We start from the raw sequence: 19731 nt of genomic DNA on the forward strand, positions 1-19731 counted from the left end.
TTTAAAAGCTATTGCACAACACACATACGTAATCCACTTATCAGAGAGAGGTGCCAGTCTTTCGATTACGAGCTTCAAAACTCAAGGAGGCAACGGCATAGCCTCTCAATCCAATAAATATATTATCTCAAAATGAATGAGTTAATACCAAATTAAAATAACGATGGTTCATAGGGTTATCCAATCAAAACCGGAAGGTTAAAACCCTAACTCTAATATACAAGGAGGTGGAAATGCATGATATCACAAGTGTATCAGACGAGTTTGTTCAATCCCTCGGACCAGTGGACATCCTTTGCGGTGGCTTTCCGTGCCAAGCTTTTTCAATTGCGGGAAAGCGGCAAGGATTTTCCGATACTCGAGGTACTTTATTCTTTGAAATCGCTCGGTTCGCCACTCTTCTCCGACCTAAGTTTTTATTCCTTGAGAACGTCCGGGGATTGCTCAATCACGAAGGAGGGGCTACGTTCGAGACGATCCTCCGAACGCTGGATGGATTGGGGTATGGTGTGGAATGGCAAGTGCTTAACTCAAAGGCCTACGTTCCCCAAAGCCGCGAGCGGGTCTTCCTTATCGGACATTCTCGAGACGCATGTACCAAACAAGTATTTCCTATCATTGGATCGTCTCCAACATCTGATCAAAAAATCCGAAACTTGTTAAATATCAATCCTTCCAATCGAGGAATGGGTGGACAAGTCTATGGTTCAGATGGGGTTGCCCCGATCTTAACCGGTAATGAAGGAATCAAAATCGCACTACCGGGAAGTGATGGGATTTCGGTGGCGGGACTATTGCCGGGAAATTTCGAACAAGGTAATCGAGTTTACGAAGTAACTGGAACAGCGCCCACCTTGTCAACGAAACAAGGGGGAACGAAGATCATGATTCGGAAAAATGGAACAGAATATCAAGAGGTGAAGCCAGGGGACAGTGTGAACCTGGCTTTTCCTAATTCCACAAGTCGTCGAGGACGTCTGGGAAAACAAAGTGTGCATACCTTACTAACAGGAGACCAACAAGCGGTCGTCACAGATCAGTATCAGATTCGAAAACTTACACCTAGGGAATGCTGGCGACTTCAAGGTTTTCCCGATTGGGCTTTTGATCGAGCCGCTAAAGTAAATTCAGATAGTCAATTGTATAAACAGGCTGGAAACTCAGTGACAGTTCCGGTCATTTTTGATATTGCCAGAAGGTTAAAGGAGGTAGAAATACATGATTTATGATGAATTGATTGGGGAAATCTATTGGATAATTGAAAAAATCCAGACAGATCCAGAATTGGTAGAAGAACTACGACGGCTCAATTTTGATATTCGCAAAAATGGGATGAAAGTCCCTGATGAGCCGTATGTAATGGACGAGGAGACAGATGCGCGAATCGAAGTGAATCAAGTAATTGCAGAGTTTGAACGGATTGCGGACCTTGCCAAAGAACCGAATATCCGGCAATACTTGTTCGAGATAAAAGCAGAACTAGAAATTGAGGGTATTACTGCGGAGTAACAACCAAATAAACCACTGATAGGCGCGGACCGCGGAGGATTTGCGAAGCAGAAATCCTCCGTGGTGCTGTGCCTGTTCATGGACGGCGCCAGCCGGCCATGATGTCTTACCCCCCGTATCTAACAGGGGGGTACAAAAACACAAGAAATAAGCAAGCAACAATGAGGAATGGCTGTCCTATCAAGGATAATAAGCAACTTATATAGGTGTTAACTGATTTGAAAAAGTTAACACCTTAAATTTGGAGGTGAGAACTTGGCACAACGGAATTTAGATTATCGGCTATTAAAAGACCGACGCAACGAATATGGTGTTTCGCAAAATAAATTGGCTACGGCTTGCGGACTTAGTCGCCCGTACTTAAATCAGATAGAAAACGGTGGCGTAACACCATCCGCAAAGACCATGAGAAAAATTTTTGACCAACTGGAAAGTTTCAATCCCGAGTTACCTCTAACGTTACTGTTTGACTATGTAAGGATTCGCTTTCCCACAACGGATGCGAGGAAAATCATTCAAGAGATTCTTCATTTGAAATTTGATTATATGCTTCATGAGGATTACGCGTTTTACTCCTATCAAGAACAATATGTCATGGGGGATATTGTGGTGATGCTTTCTCATGAAAAAGATAAAGGAGTACTTTTAGAACTTAAAGGGCGTGGTTGTCGCCAATTTGAAACTTTTTTACTCGCTCAAAAGCGTAGTTGGTACGACTTTTTCGAAGATTGCCTAAAAGCTAGCGGCGTGATGAAACGCTTGGATTTAGCAATCAATGATCGAGTTGGCTTATTGGATATTCCTGAGCTAACGAAAAAATGTCAGAAGCAAGAATGTATCTCCTTGTTCCGTACCTTTAAGAGCTATCGTTCCGGGGAGTTGTTGAAAGCCGATGAAAAGGACGGCATGGGCAATACCTTATATATCGGCAGTCTCAAAAGCGAGGTCTATTTTTGTTTGTACGAAAAAGATTATGAACAATATATCAAGTTAGGGATTCCTTTAGACCAGACCGAAACGAAAAATCGTTTTGAAATCCGGTTAAAAAATGATCGTGCCTATCATGCGATTCAAGATTTGTTAAAAGATCGCAGTATTGAGAGTACCACGTTTTCGATTATCAATCGTTATGTGCGGTTTGCGGATAAGCTGGAAGGGAAAAGAAGAACCAACTGGCCGTTGAATGAACAATGGGGTCGTTTTATTGGACGGAATCGGAAGGAAATTCAACTAACTTCTGAGCCGAAACCTTATACCATTGAACGAACCTTGAATTGGCTAGGCCGACAAGTTGCGCCTACGTGGAAGATGGCCAAGGAGTTGGATCGTTTGAATCAGACAACGTATATCCAGGATATGGTACAGAATGCACGCTTATCAGACCGGCACAAAAAGATTTTGGAGCAACAAAGTATGGCAATTGAAAACTTGATTATATGAAAAGAGGAATTGTGATGGGAATTGTAAAAGATATTTTATTGGTATTTGGTGGCAGTCTCCTTGGCGTTACTGTGATGTGCTTGATGCATGCAAGTGCAGCGGCGGATCGAGCAATGGAAAAGAAAGGAAAGTGATGAAATGAATTTCGGACAAAATTTGTATCAATGGTTTTTAACCAATGCCCAATCCTTAGTCTTACTGGCAATTGTGGTCATTGGTTTATTTTTAGGATTTAAGCGGGAGTTTTCCAAACTGATTGGCTTTTTGGTGATTGCCTTAATTGCGGTTGGACTGGTCTTCAACGCTTCTGGTGTGAAAGATGTCTTACTCAATTTGTTTAACCGAATTGTTGGGGCTTAGGGGGTATCACGATGGAACAGATGCGTATTTATATTGCGAACTTAGGTCGATACAACGAGGGCGAGTTGGTGGGGGCGTGGTTTACCCCGCCTGTCGATTTTGATGAAGTGAAAGAACGGATTGGGTTAAATGACGAATATGAGGAATATGCAATTCATGATTATGAGTTGCCCTTTGAGATTGATGAGTATACACCAATTGAGGAAATTAATCGGTTGTGTAGCTTAGCGAAGGAGCTTGAAGGAACGCCGATTGGTGAAGTTGCTTCTGAGATTCAACACGCTTTCTTCAATTCTTTCGAGGAAATGGTAGAGCATATGGATGATATTGTTTATTATCCGGACTGCGATGATATGAGTGATGTAGCGTATTACTTGATTGTAGAAGCTGGTGATTTTGGCGAAGTACCGGAACATTTGAAGACGTATATTGATTTTGATGCTTGTGGTCGAGACTTGGAGATTGGAGGAAATTATTTGGTTACGAGTCGTGGGGTTTTTGAATTCTTAGGTTAATTAATATTTCCCTTATCTTGTAGAAAAATAAGAATTGAAGGATAATGTAGTCATGACTTTCTACAAGGGGGACAGGTTAGTGATAGAGAAGGTACGGATCGAGAATTTTAAGTGTATAAAGGGAACTTTTGAGTTAGATTTGAAGCAAGGAATTAATATTCTTGTTGGTAATAATGAAGCAGGAAAATCTACAATACTAGAAGCGATTCATATGGCTTTGTGTGGTGTCTTTAGGGGAAAGACAATTAAGGGAAACTTATCTCAATATTTATTTAATTACGAAGTTGTAGATGAGTATCTGAAAGATATTAAGCAAGGAATAATAAATGAGGCTCCCTATATTCTCATAGAGCTTTACTTATCAGAGGGAACATTTCCTATATTAGAGGGGGATAGATTTAGTGATAAAAGCAGGTTGGGTAGAACGAATGGAATTGCTTTAAAAATTGCCTTTGATGAAAAATATAAGGAAGAGTATGAATCATTGCTGGAAAGTGCCGAATTGGTAAGTCTACCAATAGAATACTATGATGTTGAATGGTATGCTTTTTCAAGAAAGCCTTTAACTTCCAGAAGCATTCCGATAAAATCGTCCTTCATTGATGTTGGTTCTAGTAAATTCCAAAATGGTTCAGATATCTATATATCGAGAATTGTACAAAATACTTTGGAAATGGATGAAAAAACAAAAGTGGCCCAAGCTTTCCGAAAGGCAAAGGAATTTTTCTCCAAAGATCCCGCTATTGCTAATATCAATACGAAAATAACAGGAATTTCAAAATTAAGTAAAAAGGAAATTGAGTTGACTGTCGATTTGGGCTCCCGTTCTACTTGGGATGGGAGTCTTATTACACAATTAAATAAGATTCCCTTTGATTATATTGGCAAGGGTGAACAAGCAGTCGTAAAAACAGATTTAGCATTATCAAACAAAAAATCCGAAGCATCATCAGTTATCCTGATTGAAGAGCCAGAATGCCACATAAGCCATGCTCGACTAAACCAATTGCTCGAAAGTATAAAATCAAATTATGGTGATAAGCAAATTATTATATCTACACATAGTAGTTTTGTGGCTAATAAGCTCGGTTTAAACAATCTAATATTATTGAATCAGCAGAAGACTGTACGATTTGATTATCTAAAATCAAAAGATTTTTTTGAGAAAGTTGCTGGATATGATACTTTACGATTGATACTTTGTGATAAGGCTATTTTGGTAGAAGGCGATTCTGATGAGTTGGTGATACAAAGAGCATATATGGATACACATAATGGTCGATTACCAATTGAAGATAATGTTGATGTGATATCTGTTGGAACTTCATTCTTACGATTTTTAGAGATTGCTGAAAACCTAGAGACCACGGTTCGGGTTGTAACTGATAACGATGGAAATGTAGCCGCGTTAGAAAAAAAATACAAAGATTATATTGGTTCAAATAAAAAGAAAAATATAGAAATTTGTTTTGATAAAAACGAAACTACTGGTACTTTGAAAATTGGTACAAAAGATCCTAAATCATTTAATTACAATACATTAGAACCGCTTTTACTCAAGAGTAATACGGTAGAGTTATTTAATCAGATATTTGAAACAAATTACTCTGAAGAGGACCTTCACAAATATATGAAAACACATAAAACAGAATGCGCTTTGAAAATTTTCAACTATCATTCAAATATTAAGTATCCAGAATATATTATGAGGGCAGTACAATGAAAAACCAACTATTGATTGCCGCAGCGGGTGCTGGAAAGACAACTTATTTTGTAAAAGAAGCACTAGCTTGTTCGAATGAAGTTCTTATCACTACTTTTACGGAAGAAAATGAAAAAGAAATTCGTAAAAAATTTATGAAATTAAATAATGGAATTATTCCTGCCAATGTTACTATTCAAACTTGGTTCTCTTTTTTGATTGAACATGGGGCAAAACCATATCAAGGCAAAATGACTGACAAAAAAATTACGGGTCTACTTCTTGTTAACCAAAAGTCAGGATTAATGTTTAGAGGGAAGTTTCCACGGTACTATCCCGAAGATGATGTAGATAATCATTACTTTACAAAAGATTATCAAATATATTCAGATAAGCTGTCAAAATTTGTGGTTAAGTGCAATGAAAAAAGTAATGGATATGTAGTTGAACGAATTTCATCGTTGTATTCAACTATTTTTATTGACGAAGTACAGGATATGGCGGGATATGATCTAGAGTTTATTAAATTACTTCTTGACTCAAGTTCCCTTGTAAAAATGGCTGGTGATCCGAGGCAAGTAACTTATCACACTCATTTTTCTTCCAAGTATAAAAAATATAAAGACGGTAAAATTCAAGAGTTTATTTCAGCAGAATGTAAAAAAATAGACTGTTTTGTTGATACAGATACTCTTAAGGGAAGTTGGCGTAACAATCAAAAAATATGTGAGTTTGCTAACAAGTTGTTCCCTAATCATCCACAATGTGAATCGCTTCAAGAGGAAACAACTGAGCATGACGGTGTATTTTTCGTAAAAGAAAAGGATGTAGATAAATACCTTGAAAAGTATAAACCGTTGCAATTACGCTATGACAGAAGAACTAAAGGTATCCATTCGGGTTATGATATTAAAAACTTTGGCGAATCAAAAGGTGCCACCTATGATAGAGTCATAATTTACCCAACAAAAAAAATGTTGGAATGGATGTTGTCAGGTAAACTAATAAGCTCTTTTGAAATAAAGTGTAAGTTTTATGTAGCAATCACTAGAGCAAAGTTCAGTGTTGCAATTGTATGTAAAGATAATCTTGATACAGAGGTGTTACCTATGTATCAATAATAGTCAAGTTACTTAGAGAGTGTCGGTATACGATACTCTTTTTTAGTTTTATAAGGAGTGAAGGAATGAAAAAAATAAAAAGCTATACCAGTATCTGGGCAGTTGAAAAAGTTATCTATGCAATCAATGACTTTCAGTTGCCATTTCCTGTGACTTTTAACCAGATGGCTTGGTTTGTTTTATCCTTGCTGATTGTCATCGTATTTGCCCATGTGCCTCCACTATCTATGATAGAGGGGGCCTTTTTAAAATACTTAGGCATACCGGTGGCTATCACTTGGTTTATGTCGCAAAAGACCTTTGACGGCAAGAAACCACTGGGATTTTTACGATCCTTTATCAGTTATCACTTACGGTTTAAGGTCACTTTTGCAGGGAAAAAAGTCAAAGAACAAAAGAAACGATGGATTGAACCCATTACTCTTGTAAGGAGTGTGAACTATGTACCCGATTAAGTATATTGAAAATAATCTCGTCTTTAACCAAGAAGGGGAATGTTTTGCCTACTATGAATTAGTGCCTTACAATTACTCCTTTTTGTCACCTGAACAGAAGTATCAAGTGCATGATAACTTTCGGCAGTTGATTGCCCAGAATCGTGAGGGCAAGATCCATGCATTACAAATTGCCACAGAAAGTAGTATTCGAGCCACGCAAGAACGTTCAAAAAAGGAAATCACAGGTCGATTAAAAGAAATAGCTGAACAACGGATTGACCTACAGACAGATGCATTAGTATCTATGATTGGCGATAGTCAGATTGATTATCGCTTTTTTATTGGCTTCAAATTAATTGCCACAGATGAAGAAGTGAATCTAAAGAGTCTCAAAAAGTCTTTCTTATCTGGGCTTCAAGAATTTGTCTATGGGGTGAATCATCATTTGATGGGGGATTTCGTTTCCTTGTCCAATGAAGAAATTCACCGTTATTCTAAGCTTGAAAAACTAATGGAAAGTAAATTAGCCCGCAGATTTAAAGTTAGACGGGTAACACCGAGTAATCTGACGTATTTGATTGAACATATCTATGGGGAAAAGGGCACACCATTTGAAGAGTATGAATTTCAGTTACCAAAGAAAAAGCTGAAATCAGAAACTTTGGTGAAGCGTTATGACTTATTACGTCCCAGTCGTTGTTTGATTGAAGAAAAACCGCGGTACTTACACATGGAACATGAAAATCATGAATCGTATGTAGCATACTTGACAATCAATACAATTGTAGGAGAGATGGAATTTCCTTCCTCGGAACTTTTCTATTACCAGCAACAACAATTCACGTTCCCCATTGATACTTCAATGAATGTGGAAATCGTGACGAATAAAAAGGCCTTAGCGACAGTTCGTAATAAGAAAAAAGAACTAAAAGACTTGGACAATCATGCCTATCAATCCGATAACGAAACCAACTCCAATGTCTTAGATGCCTTGGATTCAGTGGATGAATTGGAAACCACCTTGGATCAGTCAAAAGAATCCATGTACAAACTGAGTTATGTAGTTCGGGTGAGTGCGGAGTCAGTGGATGAACTAAAGCGTCGCTGTGATGAGGTCTTAGATTTTTATGATGATACCAATGTAAAACTAGTCCGGCCTTTTGGCGATATGATGGGCTTACATGAAGAATTCTTACCCTCAAGTAAACGATATATGAACGACTATATCCAGTATGTTACCTCTGATTTTCTCGCCGGACTTGGCTTTGGGGCCACTCAGATGCTAGGAGAGTTAGAAGGCATTTACTTTGGCTATAACGTAGATACTGGCCGCAATGTTTACCTGAAACCGGCCTTGGCTTCACAAGGCGTGAAAGGCTCAGTTACCAATGCGCTAGCCGCGGCTTTCCTTGGTTCACTAGGTGGTGGAAAATCTTTCAGTAATAATCTTTTAGTCTATTATGCCGTCCTTTTTGGTGGGCAAGCTGTGATTGTCGATCCAAAAGGCGAACGAGGCGGCTGGAAAGAAACTTTGCCAGAAATCGCGGATGAAATCAATATCCTCAACTTAACTAGTAAACCAGAAAATCAAGGCCTGCTTGATCCGTATGTGATTATGAAGAAAAAGAAAGACTCGGAAAGTCTAGCAATTGATATTCTGACCTTTTTAACAGGCATTTCTAGTCGAGATGGGGAGAAGTTCCCCGTTTTACGCAAGGCCATTCGAACCGTTACCCAAAGCAATCAACGAGGATTATTACAAGTAATCGTTGAATTGCGTAAAGAGGGCTCACCAGTTGCGGAAAATATCGCCGATCATATCGAATCCTTTACCGATTATGATTTTGCCCATTTGCTTTTCTCAGATGGTTCGATTACCCAATCGATTAGTTTAGACAAGCAGTTAAATATCATTCAAGTAGCGGATTTGGTTTTACCAGATGCAGAAACGACTTTTGAAGAATATACCACCATGGAATTGCTTAGTGTTTCGATGTTAATCGTCATTTCGACTTTTGCCTTGGACTTTATCCATAGCAACCGAGAAATTTTCAAGATTGTGGACCTGGATGAGGCTTGGTCATTTCTTCAAGTAGCGCAAGGAAAGACGTTATCAAATAAGCTCGTTCGTGCTGGTCGGGCCATGAATGCCGGGGTTTATTTTGTTACGCAAAACAGTGACGATTTACTGGATGAGCGCTTGAAGAATAATATCGGGTTGAAGTTTGCTTTTCGTAGTACCGATATTCATGAAATCAAGAAAACATTGGAATTCTTTGGTTTAGATCAAGAAGATGAAAGCAATCAAAAACGCCTGAGAGATTTGGAAAACGGTCAATGCTTGATGCAAGATTTGTATGGTCGAGTAGGTGTGGTTCAGGTTCATCCAGTCTTTGAAGAACTCTTCCATGCCTTTGATACCCGCCCGCCGGTTCAAAAGAGAATGGAGTGAGGGGATGAAAAAGAAACTTTTTCGGATTGTGGGAATTGTTTTTATTAGCATCGTCACTCTGACAGTCCTATTGAGTTTAGTCGGTACGGTAGCCGAGGCAACAGGACTTGTTGATGATACAGTGAAAGCCGGAAATCTTTATTCCCAATATTCTCTAAACAACTACCAATTAGATTTCTTTGTTGATAGTTCTTGGGATTGGCTACCTTGGAATTGGGGGGATGGCTTAGGAAAGAGCGTAATGTATGGTCTTTATGCCATTACCAATTTTATTTGGACGGTTAGTCTCTATCTGTCGAATGCCACTGGTTATGTGGTTCAAGAGGCTTACAAGTTAGATTTCATTTCGGATACGGCGGAAAGTATCGGGAAGAATATTCAAACACTCGCTGGTATAAACGAAAATGGACTTCAAACTTCTGGTTTCTACTTTGGGTTTCTGTTATTGATGGTTTTGGTATTAGGAGTTTACGTTGCCTATACAGGTCTACTCAAACGAGAAACTACCAAAGCAGTCCGGTCTGTGATCAATTTTGTGATAATCTTTCTATTATCAGGTTCCTTTATTGCTTATGCACCTACCTATATTACGAAAATCAATGACTTTAGCTCAGATGTTAGCGAGGCGGCACTTAGCCTTGGAACTGAGATTGTGGTACCAAATTCGGAAAGCCAAGGAAAGGATAGCGTGGATTTGATTCGAGATAGTTTGTTTTCCATCCAAGTCCAACAACCATGGCTACTGTTGCAATTCGATGATTCCAATCTAGAAGAAATAGGAGAAGAGCGAGTCAATAAGATTTTATCTGTAAGTCCTGATGAAAATAAGGGGAAGGATCGAGAAGAAGCAGTTAAAGCCGAGATTGAAGACAATGACAATGCGAATCTAAGTATTACCAAGACCATGAACCGATTAGGAACCGTGGTTTTTTTGGTGTTGTTCAATATTGGTATCTCCTTCTTTGTATTTTTACTGACAGGGATTATGTTATTCTCGCAAATTCTGTTTATTATCTTTGCGATGTTTCTGCCCATTAGCTTCTTATTGTCCATGTTGCCGACATATGAAAGTTTGGGTAAGAAGGCGATTATTCGCTTGTTTAATACGATTATGATGCGAGCGGGAATTACATTAGTCATCACGACTGCATTTAGTATTTCTACCATGTTTTTCAATATTTCGGCCACCTATCCCTTCTTTATGGTAGCTTTTCTACAAATTGTGACCTTTGCTGGCATCTATTTCAAATTGGGTGACATTGTGAGTATGTTCAATCTCCAAAGTAATGATAGCCAGTCAATGGGAAGGCGAGTCATGCGAAAACCACAGATGTTAATGAATCGAAAACTACGGCAACTTAATCGAAATGTTGGACGAACCTTGGCTTTTGGCGGCGGTGCAGCAGTCGGAAATAAATTGGCAAAGGAACAATCAAAATCCAAATTTAGGCCATCCGGTTCTTCTCTACGAAAGGATTCACGATTACCTAACGATCACGAGGTACCATCTGACTTGAATAAGGAAAATCTAATTTCAAATAATAAGAAACAATCTCGAATGAATTTGGCCGGAAGAAAAATCGGTAAAGTTCTAGACACCCAAGCTTTGGTGAAAGATAAGACTAAACAAGTAAAGGATCAGGTAAGGAATACGCCAACGAATTTGAAATACAATCTCCATAAAGGTGTAGAAAAGACGAAAAAAGCACCAGAAGAATTTAAGCGCGGACTTGTCCAAGAAAAAGCAGACAGGGCGAAGTTGCGTGAAAAGCAACGGCAACGAAGAGATGCAAAAATGGACGAAAAGCGCAAAGTATTGAGTGAATCAGGAAATCGTCATGGAAAAAGAAGAGGAAATGTTCTGATAAAGGAGGAGATAAAACCACAGAAAAAAGAAATGTCAGAAAATAGGTCTTTAAAACCAAGGGTACCAGTACATTCGAATCCTGAAATCAAACGGAAACTTTCTAGTCAAGAAGTCATTCCAAACGGAAGAACTAAACCATTAAGCAAAAGCAATTCCTTTCAACAAGTGAAGCAGAGGTCTACTCTGTCCAAGCGAACCAATCAAAAAGTACAAAAAAGAATGAACCCTCGTCCAAAACCAAGGTCAGGTGAGAAAAAATGAACTTAAAGAAATTGAGTATCATTTCGTTAACCTTTCTGACAATCTCCTTTATGGGCATCTTGATGTGTGTGGGTTTGTTGTTTGGAGAGGACAGTGAAGGAAGTAGTAGTTCTGGGACATCACCAGGAGGAAATAGTGTTTCAGAGGAAGTCTTAAAGCACCGCTCAATGGTGGAAAAATATGCCAAAGAATCAGACATATTAGAGTACGTTCCAATTCTTTTGGCCATTATTCAAGTAGAATCTGGTGGCACAATGGAAGACGTTATGCAGAGTTCTGAGTCAGCCGGTTTATCACCGAATTCATTAAGTACCGAGGCATCCATTAAACAAGGGTGTCTCTATTTTGCGTCTTTGGTTAAGCGTTCCAAAGAACTAGGATGTGATCAAGATAGTATCATTCAGGCCTATAACTACGGCGGTGGTTATTTGGATCACGTCGCAAAAAATGGGAAGAAGCATAGTTTTGCTTTGGCGAAATCATTTTCAAAGGAAAAGTCGGGCGGCCAAAAAGTCGATTACCCCAATCCAATCGCGATTAAGGAAAATGGTGGGTGGCGCTATAACTATGGCAATATGTTTTATTGCCTATTAGTGAAGCAATACCTAACCACGACACAGTTTGATGCTAAAACCGTCCAAGGGATTTTTAACGAGGCGTTTAAGTATGAAGGAACGGCTTATGTATTTGGTGGATCAAGTCCCAAAACAGGGTTTGATTGTAGTGGCTTAACCCAATGGTGTTATGCCAAAGTTGGCTTAACACTTCCCCGAGTAGCTCAGGATCAGTATGATGCCATGACACATATTGATTTAAAGGATGCCAAACCAGGTGATTTGATTTTCTTTCATTCAACTTATGATGCCGGTACTTATGTGACTCATGTAGGGATTTATGCTGGAGAGAACAGAATGTTTCATGCGGGCGATCCAGTGGGATGGACCAATCTAACCGAATCCTATTGGCAGCAGCATCTTATCGGAGCTGGCCGATATAAATAAGAGAAAAGAGGAAAAAGAATGAAGTTAAAAATTGAACGGAGTCAAAAGGAAAAGACACCGAAAAAGAAAAAAGAACGAGTAGTTTCAGTGGGCAAGCATCGGAAAATGGTGCTCGCCCTTTGGCTTTTACTGTCTTGCAGTCTTGCTTTTGGAATCTACAAAAATTTCACGGCCATTGATCAGCATACAACTCATGAAAAAGTGGTTGTAAAAGAGAAGGTAGTAAACACTTCTGGCGTTGAAAGTTTTACGAAGGATTTTGTGAAAGAATATTTCTCATGGAGGAATAATAAAGAAGCAATTGAAAAGAGAATGACAACTCTTGGACAATACCTTACAGAAGAAGGACTCGCTTTGAGCCAAGATATGGTTCGAGTAGATATTCCCACTAGTTCCGACGTTCAATCAGTAAAAATTTTAGATGTTCAGAAACTCTCAGAAGAATTTGTCGTTTCGTTTCTAGTGAATCAAAAGATTACAGAAGGGAAAAAGGCACAAACAGTTTCTTCTGCATACCGGGTGACAATCTTTGAAGATGAAAAAGGGAATCATGTAGTAACGAGTTTGCCTACTATGATTGCAAAACCTGACAAGGCACAATATGAGACAAAACAAGCAGAAAGTGATTCAGAAATTGATGCCAAAACAACGGAAGAAATCACTGAGTTTCTTGAGACATTTTTCAAACTCTATCCAACAGCTTCAGAAAAGGAACTTGAGTATTATGTAGAAGATAGTGAAGTCACACCAATAAATACTACATTGATGTTTATAGATTTGACTAATCCTATTTATCGACAAAAAGGAGAGAATTATCAAGTTTCAGTGGTAGCAAAGTACCTTGATGATACTTCGAAAACAATAAATAATTTCAAGTATTCTTTTGTTCTACAAAAGCCGGAAAATTGGAAGGTCATAGAAGCATATTAGCTGGAAAATAATAAATTTATCTTTTGTAATTTGATAGTATATAATAATAACACAACTTTTAATTCATGAGAGGTGATAGTGTTAGTATCAAATCTTAGACATCTTTTCGTAGAGACAGAAATAAATTAAACTTATCTACGAGAGGATGGATTTTATGACCCGATATGAAGAAAATTTTAAACAGATGATTGTTGAACTAAATCAAACTGGACGTTCTGTTCGAGGGTTGGCGAAAGAATATGGCTTAGCTGAAGCGACGATTTATAAGTGGAAGAATTTATACTTACCTGATCCGTCCACAGGACTAACCGGAAAAGAAGCGGCTGATTTGAGAAAAGAAAATGCTCGTTTGAAAGAGGAACTTGAAATATTAAAAAAAGCCGCAGCCATATTCTCTCGAAAGACCTGAAGTCACTTGTCCGATTCATTGAAAAATGGTGTAAGGATTACACTGTTTCTTTGTTGTGTCGGTTATTAGAAATTCCTAGAAGCGTCTACTATTTTTATAAAAATAAATCGTTAACAGCTACAGAAGTCAGAAATAACCAATTGAAAAAGAAGATTTCAACGATCTTTTTTGATCATAAACAGAGATATGGTGCAACAAAAATCCATCAAGTGTTGCTAAAAGAAGGAATTTCAGTATCTCTTAAGCATGTTCAAAAATTGATGAAACAATTAAATCTAAGGTCAATTGTGGTTAAGAAATACAGACCTCAACGGTCTGTTCAGCCGGTTGTTTTAAAAGAGAACATCTTAAATCAGGACTTTTCTACTAAAACTATCTGTGAAAAATGGGTAGCTGATATCACCTACATTCCAACTAAGAAAAATGGTTGGTGTTACTTATCTTCAATTATGGATTTACACACGAAAAAGATTATTAGCTATACATTTTTTAAGCGAATGACTGTCGATTGTGTGTTACAAACACTCAATCAAGCGAAACAACGGTACCACATTCCAGAAGGAATGATTCTACACACCGATTTAGGTAGTCAATATACAGCAATCGAAGTGGAAAGTTGGCTTGAAAACAATAAAATAAGACATTCCTATAGTCGCAAAGGAACACCCTATGATAATGCAGGAATTGAGTCCTTCCATGCATCATTGAAAAAAGAAGAAGTATACACGACGACTTACTCAGACTTCGAAGAAGCGAATCGAGCACTATTTAGTTACATTGAAGGATTTTATAACCGGAATCGAATTCACAGCTCGATTCACTATCTAACCCCTCAGGAGTTTGAAGAGTTAGCAAAAGAAAAAATGGCGTAACCGTCTCTACTAAAATGTGTCCAAGATATTGACTCAAATCCAGTTGTGCTAGAGAAGCTTTCTGATTCAAATGGTGTTTCTAGCTTATTGAAGAAAAATAAAAAAATTTTAGTAGAATTGCTAAGAGAGGAAAGTAGGCAGTTAGAAATTACAAAAAAATAGTAATTTATTTTTTTGTCCTAAGCAGATCCAAACCAAAAGAATCTTTCAGATGGCTGAAGCCTCGTTTAACTTTCACTCTATTATCATTATCTTGGAAGTCCATTGTTTTATCTCTTGGGTTATCTTTTTTAGGATTGCCTAGAGATGGACCCGGATAGCCTAATGCCGAGGGTCTTGCAGTACTGGATATTCTTTCTGGTGCATCCGCCAAGATTCGTTTAGGGCAACACCATTCCGATCATAATAGCGACGAATGGCTGATACTAACACTTCTGCCTAATTATTCGACGCATCGAAGCTGATTTTCTCTAGTCTACAGATTCCATTCAAATTTCGTACCAAACTCTACGGATGCTTTGGCTTTCCTACGAACAATAAGTCGTAGCCGAGGTTGATGGAAACTGACAATTTGATCAGAAATGCTGTTGGTATGGGGTGTTGTACGTGTTTTGTTGTTGTGCTATCAGTTGATAGCTTTGTTCCAAAAAAAAACGGTGATATACTTGATATATCGCTTCAAGAAGACCAACAGCCGTCGGATCTACGGAAGAAACCGTTTTTTGCTTTTTGTTTTCGTTTGACAATGTTCAAATAGACCCTACGGGTAAAATTATTGATTTCTTGTGGAAGTCTACGCAGGAAATTGTTATGGACTAAAAGACTGAGAGGCGATATAGCATATTAATCCCTTTTACAACTTTTAGAACGCATTTCTGAATGTGATTAAAGATAAAACAGCAAATGCCCTTTCAAAGAAGGGTGTTTGCTGTTTTTTTAGTAGTATTATTAATTTATCAAAAAGATTTGCAGGAGGAAAAATGTATAAAAAAATTTTACAACAAGCCTTGATACTGATGATTTACAACAATCTGAAAAAACAGATAAAAATATTAGAAGATACTAGGCTTGGTGAAAAAAGATCTCTTTCAGGGGATCAAAAAGATAGTGATAGACTTAATGGTAGAATTTCTCAGAGATCTATATCGATTTCACTTAAAGGAGATAATAACCCCAATTGGCTAAATGATATTTTTAGAGAAAACAAAGAAATGGGGCTGGGTAATTTTATTAGCATAATTTCTTATATTAAAGAAAAATACAGAGATTTCTATTTAGACCAACAGTTTGTCTTGTCCGATTTTATTGATGAAAATATTCTTGACATGGGATTTTTATTAAATAGCTATATTGCTGAATCAAAAGAAAGTGATTTTCTTATTGAAGAATTTTTTCAAGCTTTTTCGGATGAACTACTGGATAAGTTAGTTGAAGTATTAGGAGAACTAGTCCAAAAAGATGTCACAACAGAAGAGAGAGATTTTGTGTTTAATCTTTTGGAATCTTTATCTGTTGACTATTCTGGAAGAGAACGAATAGATAATAACGAAGGGAATGTAGAAGATGAGATATAGAACAACATGGTTTGTGACTAGACCACAGAGAGATCCAAACTATTTTTCCAATGCTTTAGAAGCTCTAAAAATTGCAACGAATAATTTTAAAGAAAAGTGGAACTCTAATCGACCAATTCAAAAGGAGTATGAGGTAGTATTAGCCAAAAAAAAATTGAAAAGAGCGAACATTTCTAATGATGGATCAGGCGGTAGAACTTGGGCGGCAATGCTTAGAACATATAGTTTGGTCTATTTAGCAGATGACGGACGTTTAGTGCCAACAAAAGTTGGTTTAGCTCTTTTAGAGGGAAGGAAAAAATTTGATAACTTGTGTAAGCAACTTCTGACACTACAAATCCCAAATTCTTACTTTGAGTCTACAGGATTTAGGCCAAAGTTTTCCCCCGACTTTAAAATTCGACCAATAAGATTTTTGATAAGAATCGTTTGTCAAGAAACTTTAGATTATTATGTTACCAGAGAAGAAATTACATTTTTTGTAATGACCGCTAGAACAGACAAGCAAATAAATGAAACTGTTGCTAAAATCGTTCAGTTTCGAAATGCGAGCGAAGAAGAAAAAGCAGAAATGAAAAGAGAGATTGCAGAACTTGATTACAGAAAAAGATCAGATAGTGGTGCTAGAGATTTTGAAACGGCAAATGGCGATGTTGCCCATACGTTTATGTTACAAGCAGGTTATACCGAATTGGTGGAGTACAGTGATGGACGGTTATTTATCAATAAGGAAACTGACCAACTAATCTCGACACTTGAAGAATTAGACAGATACGATCAAAGATATCCGTTTGATGATCGTTATAAAATTTCAGAGTCCAGGTTTGGCGAACGTGCAGGTCTAGATGTAGACAGTTATAAGTCTAGAGCCTTAACAGATGAAAAAGTTGCTAGCAATCAAAGTAAGGAAGAGAAGCTGGTTCAAGAAATATTGATGCAGTACCCAAATCTTCCAGGGAAAAGTTTAAATGAAGTTATTGATATTATTTCAAATGACTTTCCCCCAAAAAAAGCACAAAAAATTGCTGTAAAAATAGTAGAGCAAAAAAGTGAAATGCCCAATATAGATGGAGGATTTATTACCTCATATCTTAATCAACAAAATGACTTGGAATTTGAAGTTCAATCTGCGGAAATTTTAAAAGCTATAGGGTTTAAAACAGTCCTTCATCCTAAACCGGTTATTCAAGGCGAAAGAACTAATATTGATATATTAATTCATATTGATGAATCAACTGTAGCAATAATTGATGCTAAAAATTATGAACAAAAGTTTCTTCTCTCAGCTAATTTAGCTAATCATATGGCTACTGAGTACATCCCCGAGTATCAGGATTATGAAGACAAAAAAGTGAAATATTTTGGTTATATTACTGCTTCAAAAATCGGCGGAATTTCTAATATGAAAAAGATAGTCAATAAAGTTAAGGACTTATACGGTGCAGAAGTAAGCGGATTAATGATTTCAGCCTCAGCTTTATTAGGATTTTTAGATTATTGCTTGGAAAATGGTATTGAAGCGGCAGAAAGAAAAAAAATGTTTTTAGAGTTGTTAAGTGATAACCAAGCCTATGAATATTATGGAGAAGTTGCACAAAGACTTAATATTGACTAAATACAAATTTAGCTGAAATGAGGATTAAGTTTGAAAAAAATACGGATTAATTCGTTTACTAAGTTACAGAAAAAAGACCGCACAAAAATAAGAGGTTCAACGGTTATTTATCGGTCTATACCAAATTAAACAACTTGAAACCCGTGGCTTTTTGCAAATTGAACTGCTTCTTGAATTGACAGTTTTTTATTTGGAGCGACATATTCTTGATAGTGATAAAGAGCGGGGTTGTATACCTCATCTTTTTTGAGAATATGATAGATTGCCACAAGTAACCGACGAGCAATCGCAATTATTGCTTTCTTGTGCCCTCTACGCTTTTTAAGTTGTAGATATTTGTTTCGATGTTCGGGATTTTTTTCAGATTTCACCACGGCATTCGCTACTTCAACAAGCAAAGGTTTGAGATAGCGACCACCTTTAGATATCCGAGTCGAATACTTTTTACCAGCACTTTCGTTATTGGCAGGAACGACTCCCGCCCAAGAACAAAGATGACCAGCAGTAGGGAATTGGTTCATATCGATACCGATTTCTGAAATGACACGTAGCGCTGTTAACGGGTTTTTAAATCCAGGAACGGATTGAATCAACTCTTGTTGGTGAGAGTATTCTTTACCTAATTCAGTAATCATCTCTTCGAGATCATTTTTGCATAGGGTAATCGCGTCATAGTGAGCTTTGATCACACGCAGTTTTTCTGCTTGTTCCTCAGATAGCTCGCCATCCATCGAGAGTTCTAACTCATCAACAGAGGCTTTCATACGACGATGGATAAGCGAAGCAATATCCGGTTTCTCCTCTGGATTATCCAGTACACTTTGAATGATCTTTTGAGCTGATTTTCCAAATACGTCGGAAACCACACTCGCAATTTGGAGATTTGACCAAGTGAGACTGTTCTGATATCTATTTTTTTCACTGGTTTGAAGGTATGTTAATTTCATTCGATAGCGAAACAAGTCCCGCAGCTGACGAATTTTCGCAGGAGGAATAAAGCTTCCTGCAATTAAGTCATGTTTGTATAAGTCCGCAATCCATTGGGCGTCTTTCTTGTCTGTTTTTTTCCCTCGAATTGCCTTGACGTACTTTGGGTGAGCTAAACAGATGTCCATTTCGTCCTCAAGGACGTTATAGATAGGAATCCAATATTTCCCAGTTGACTCTAAACAAACATGAAAACAAGAGTGGAACTCAAGCCATTTTTTCAGCTCTTTCAACCCGTTCGTAAACGTTGAAAAGCGACGGCGCTTGTATTGAGTAATCCCTTCGCTGTCAGTGATTGCGATCACAGCGATAACGAACTGTTTGTGGACATCGATGCCACAACAATTTGGGTACACGATTTTTAACATCGTGAGAAACTCCCTTCATAGATTTTAGAAGAAGAACTGTATAGGGACTGCGAGGCTCTACACAAACGAGTCGCTTATCCAAAAATAAGTTTACGTGCTCTTTGTCACAGTTAGTTGTGCTTGAAAAGCCAAGCTACACATATATTTATACAAGGTCGAAAAGTGTGTCTTCGCACTTACTCACCTCCCCGTGATTTGTAGTGTATACAGGCTTCTTCAAGAAAAGTTTACTACAAGAGAAATAGGTTCCGCTAGGAACACAACACTTTTTCATTCGGTGTTGTGCCTTGAGTGGAATCGCGAAAGGAATG

17 protein-coding genes are annotated in these 19731 nt (G+C 37.8%); 16 read left to right on the forward strand and 1 reads right to left on the reverse strand.

The genetic code is table 11. From position 1 onward, the window contains the following. The first annotated feature begins 170 nt into the window (after nucleotides 1–170). The 16 genes from dcm to IGI96_RS16045 all read left to right on the forward strand — a co-directional run bounded on the left by dcm (nucleotide 171) and on the right by IGI96_RS16045 (nucleotide 18065). Nucleotides 171–1229, forward strand: coding sequence for a DNA (cytosine-5-)-methyltransferase (gene dcm / locus IGI96_RS15970; protein ID WP_438785463.1), 1059 nt, complete (start codon nucleotides 171–173; stop codon nucleotides 1227–1229). Beyond that, nucleotides 1219–1509 carry a hypothetical protein gene (locus IGI96_RS15975; protein ID WP_231419148.1) on the forward strand — a complete coding sequence of 97 codons (291 nt, stop codon included), beginning with the start codon at nucleotides 1219–1221 and terminating at the stop codon, nucleotides 1507–1509. Before dcm ends, IGI96_RS15975 begins: the two co-directional genes overlap by 11 nt. A 255-nt stretch (nucleotides 1510–1764) precedes the next feature. Beyond that, nucleotides 1765–2949, forward strand: a complete 1185-nt coding sequence (gene mobT / locus IGI96_RS15980) for a MobT family relaxase (RefSeq protein ID WP_438785354.1) — start codon at nucleotides 1765–1767, stop codon at nucleotides 2947–2949. Continuing rightward, nucleotides 2946–3083, forward strand: coding sequence for a DUF3789 domain-containing protein (locus tag IGI96_RS15985; protein WP_104681195.1), 138 nt, complete (start codon nucleotides 2946–2948; stop codon nucleotides 3081–3083). Before mobT ends, IGI96_RS15985 begins: the two co-directional genes overlap by 4 nt. A gap of 4 nt (nucleotides 3084–3087) precedes the next feature. Further along, a complete protein-coding gene (locus tag IGI96_RS15990; RefSeq protein WP_002298822.1) occupies nucleotides 3088–3309 on the forward strand; it encodes a hypothetical protein in 222 nt (73 codons plus the stop codon). 11 nt (nucleotides 3310–3320) lie between these two features. After that, the gene (locus tag IGI96_RS15995; RefSeq protein WP_178982635.1) at nucleotides 3321–3824 is read left to right on the forward strand and encodes an antirestriction protein ArdA; all 504 of its coding nucleotides are present in this window, start codon (nucleotides 3321–3323) and stop codon (nucleotides 3822–3824) included. A gap of 79 nt (nucleotides 3825–3903) precedes the next feature. Further along, entirely contained in the window at nucleotides 3904–5547 is a 1644-nt protein-coding gene (locus tag IGI96_RS16000; RefSeq protein WP_311894505.1) for an ATP-dependent nuclease, read from the forward strand. Continuing rightward, nucleotides 5544–6647: a UvrD-helicase domain-containing protein gene (locus IGI96_RS16005; RefSeq protein WP_178982633.1), complete on the forward strand. Its 1104-nt coding sequence runs from the start codon at nucleotides 5544–5546 to the stop codon at nucleotides 6645–6647. Before IGI96_RS16000 ends, IGI96_RS16005 begins: the two co-directional genes overlap by 4 nt. Nucleotides 6648–6712: 65 nt before the next feature. Then, on the forward strand, nucleotides 6713–7102 hold the full coding sequence (locus tag IGI96_RS16010) for a conjugal transfer protein (protein WP_231419136.1): 390 nt from the start codon (nucleotides 6713–6715) through the stop codon (nucleotides 7100–7102). After that, the gene (locus tag IGI96_RS16015) at nucleotides 7089–9536 is read left to right on the forward strand and encodes an ATP-binding protein (protein ID WP_231419133.1); all 2448 of its coding nucleotides are present in this window, start codon (nucleotides 7089–7091) and stop codon (nucleotides 9534–9536) included. Before IGI96_RS16010 ends, IGI96_RS16015 begins: the two co-directional genes overlap by 14 nt. Before the next feature lie 4 nt (nucleotides 9537–9540). After that, nucleotides 9541–11664, forward strand: coding sequence for a CD3337/EF1877 family mobilome membrane protein (locus tag IGI96_RS16020; protein WP_438785355.1), 2124 nt, complete (start codon nucleotides 9541–9543; stop codon nucleotides 11662–11664). Next, complete coding sequence (locus tag IGI96_RS16025; RefSeq protein WP_438785356.1) at nucleotides 11661–12665, forward strand: bifunctional lytic transglycosylase/C40 family peptidase; 1005 nt, start codon at nucleotides 11661–11663, stop codon at nucleotides 12663–12665. Before IGI96_RS16020 ends, IGI96_RS16025 begins: the two co-directional genes overlap by 4 nt. A gap of 18 nt (nucleotides 12666–12683) precedes the next feature. Continuing rightward, complete coding sequence (locus tag IGI96_RS16030; protein WP_438785357.1) at nucleotides 12684–13595, forward strand: conjugal transfer protein; 912 nt, start codon at nucleotides 12684–12686, stop codon at nucleotides 13593–13595. 154 nt (nucleotides 13596–13749) lie between these two features. Beyond that, nucleotides 13750–14876, forward strand: a protein-coding gene (locus IGI96_RS16035; RefSeq protein ID WP_438785358.1) for an IS3 family transposase whose coding sequence is annotated in 2 segments (ribosomal slippage) — nucleotides 13750–13978 and nucleotides 13978–14876 — 1128 coding nt in all. Because the reading frame shifts where the segments join, the coding sequence is not laid out codon by codon here. Nucleotides 14877–15757: 881 nt separating this feature from the next. Further along, nucleotides 15758–16450 (forward strand): hypothetical protein, encoded by a 693-nt coding sequence (locus tag IGI96_RS16040; protein WP_438785359.1) that lies wholly within the window; start codon nucleotides 15758–15760, stop codon nucleotides 16448–16450. Continuing rightward, on the forward strand, nucleotides 16440–18065 hold the full coding sequence (locus tag IGI96_RS16045) for an AlwI family type II restriction endonuclease (protein ID WP_231419123.1): 1626 nt from the start codon (nucleotides 16440–16442) through the stop codon (nucleotides 18063–18065). Before IGI96_RS16040 ends, IGI96_RS16045 begins: the two co-directional genes overlap by 11 nt. A gap of 125 nt (nucleotides 18066–18190) precedes the next feature. On the opposite strand, the gene IGI96_RS16050 is transcribed toward IGI96_RS16045, so the two are convergent. After that, nucleotides 18191–19420: an IS110 family transposase gene (locus IGI96_RS16050; protein ID WP_438785009.1), complete on the reverse strand. Its 1230-nt coding sequence runs from the start codon at nucleotides 19418–19420 to the stop codon at nucleotides 18191–18193. Nucleotides 19421–19731: the final 311 nt, after the last annotated feature.

This window comes from Enterococcus sp. DIV0421 (genome assembly GCF_051713745.1).
GTDB classification, from domain to species: domain Bacteria; phylum Bacillota; class Bacilli; order Lactobacillales; family Enterococcaceae; genus Enterococcus_D; species Enterococcus_D casseliflavus.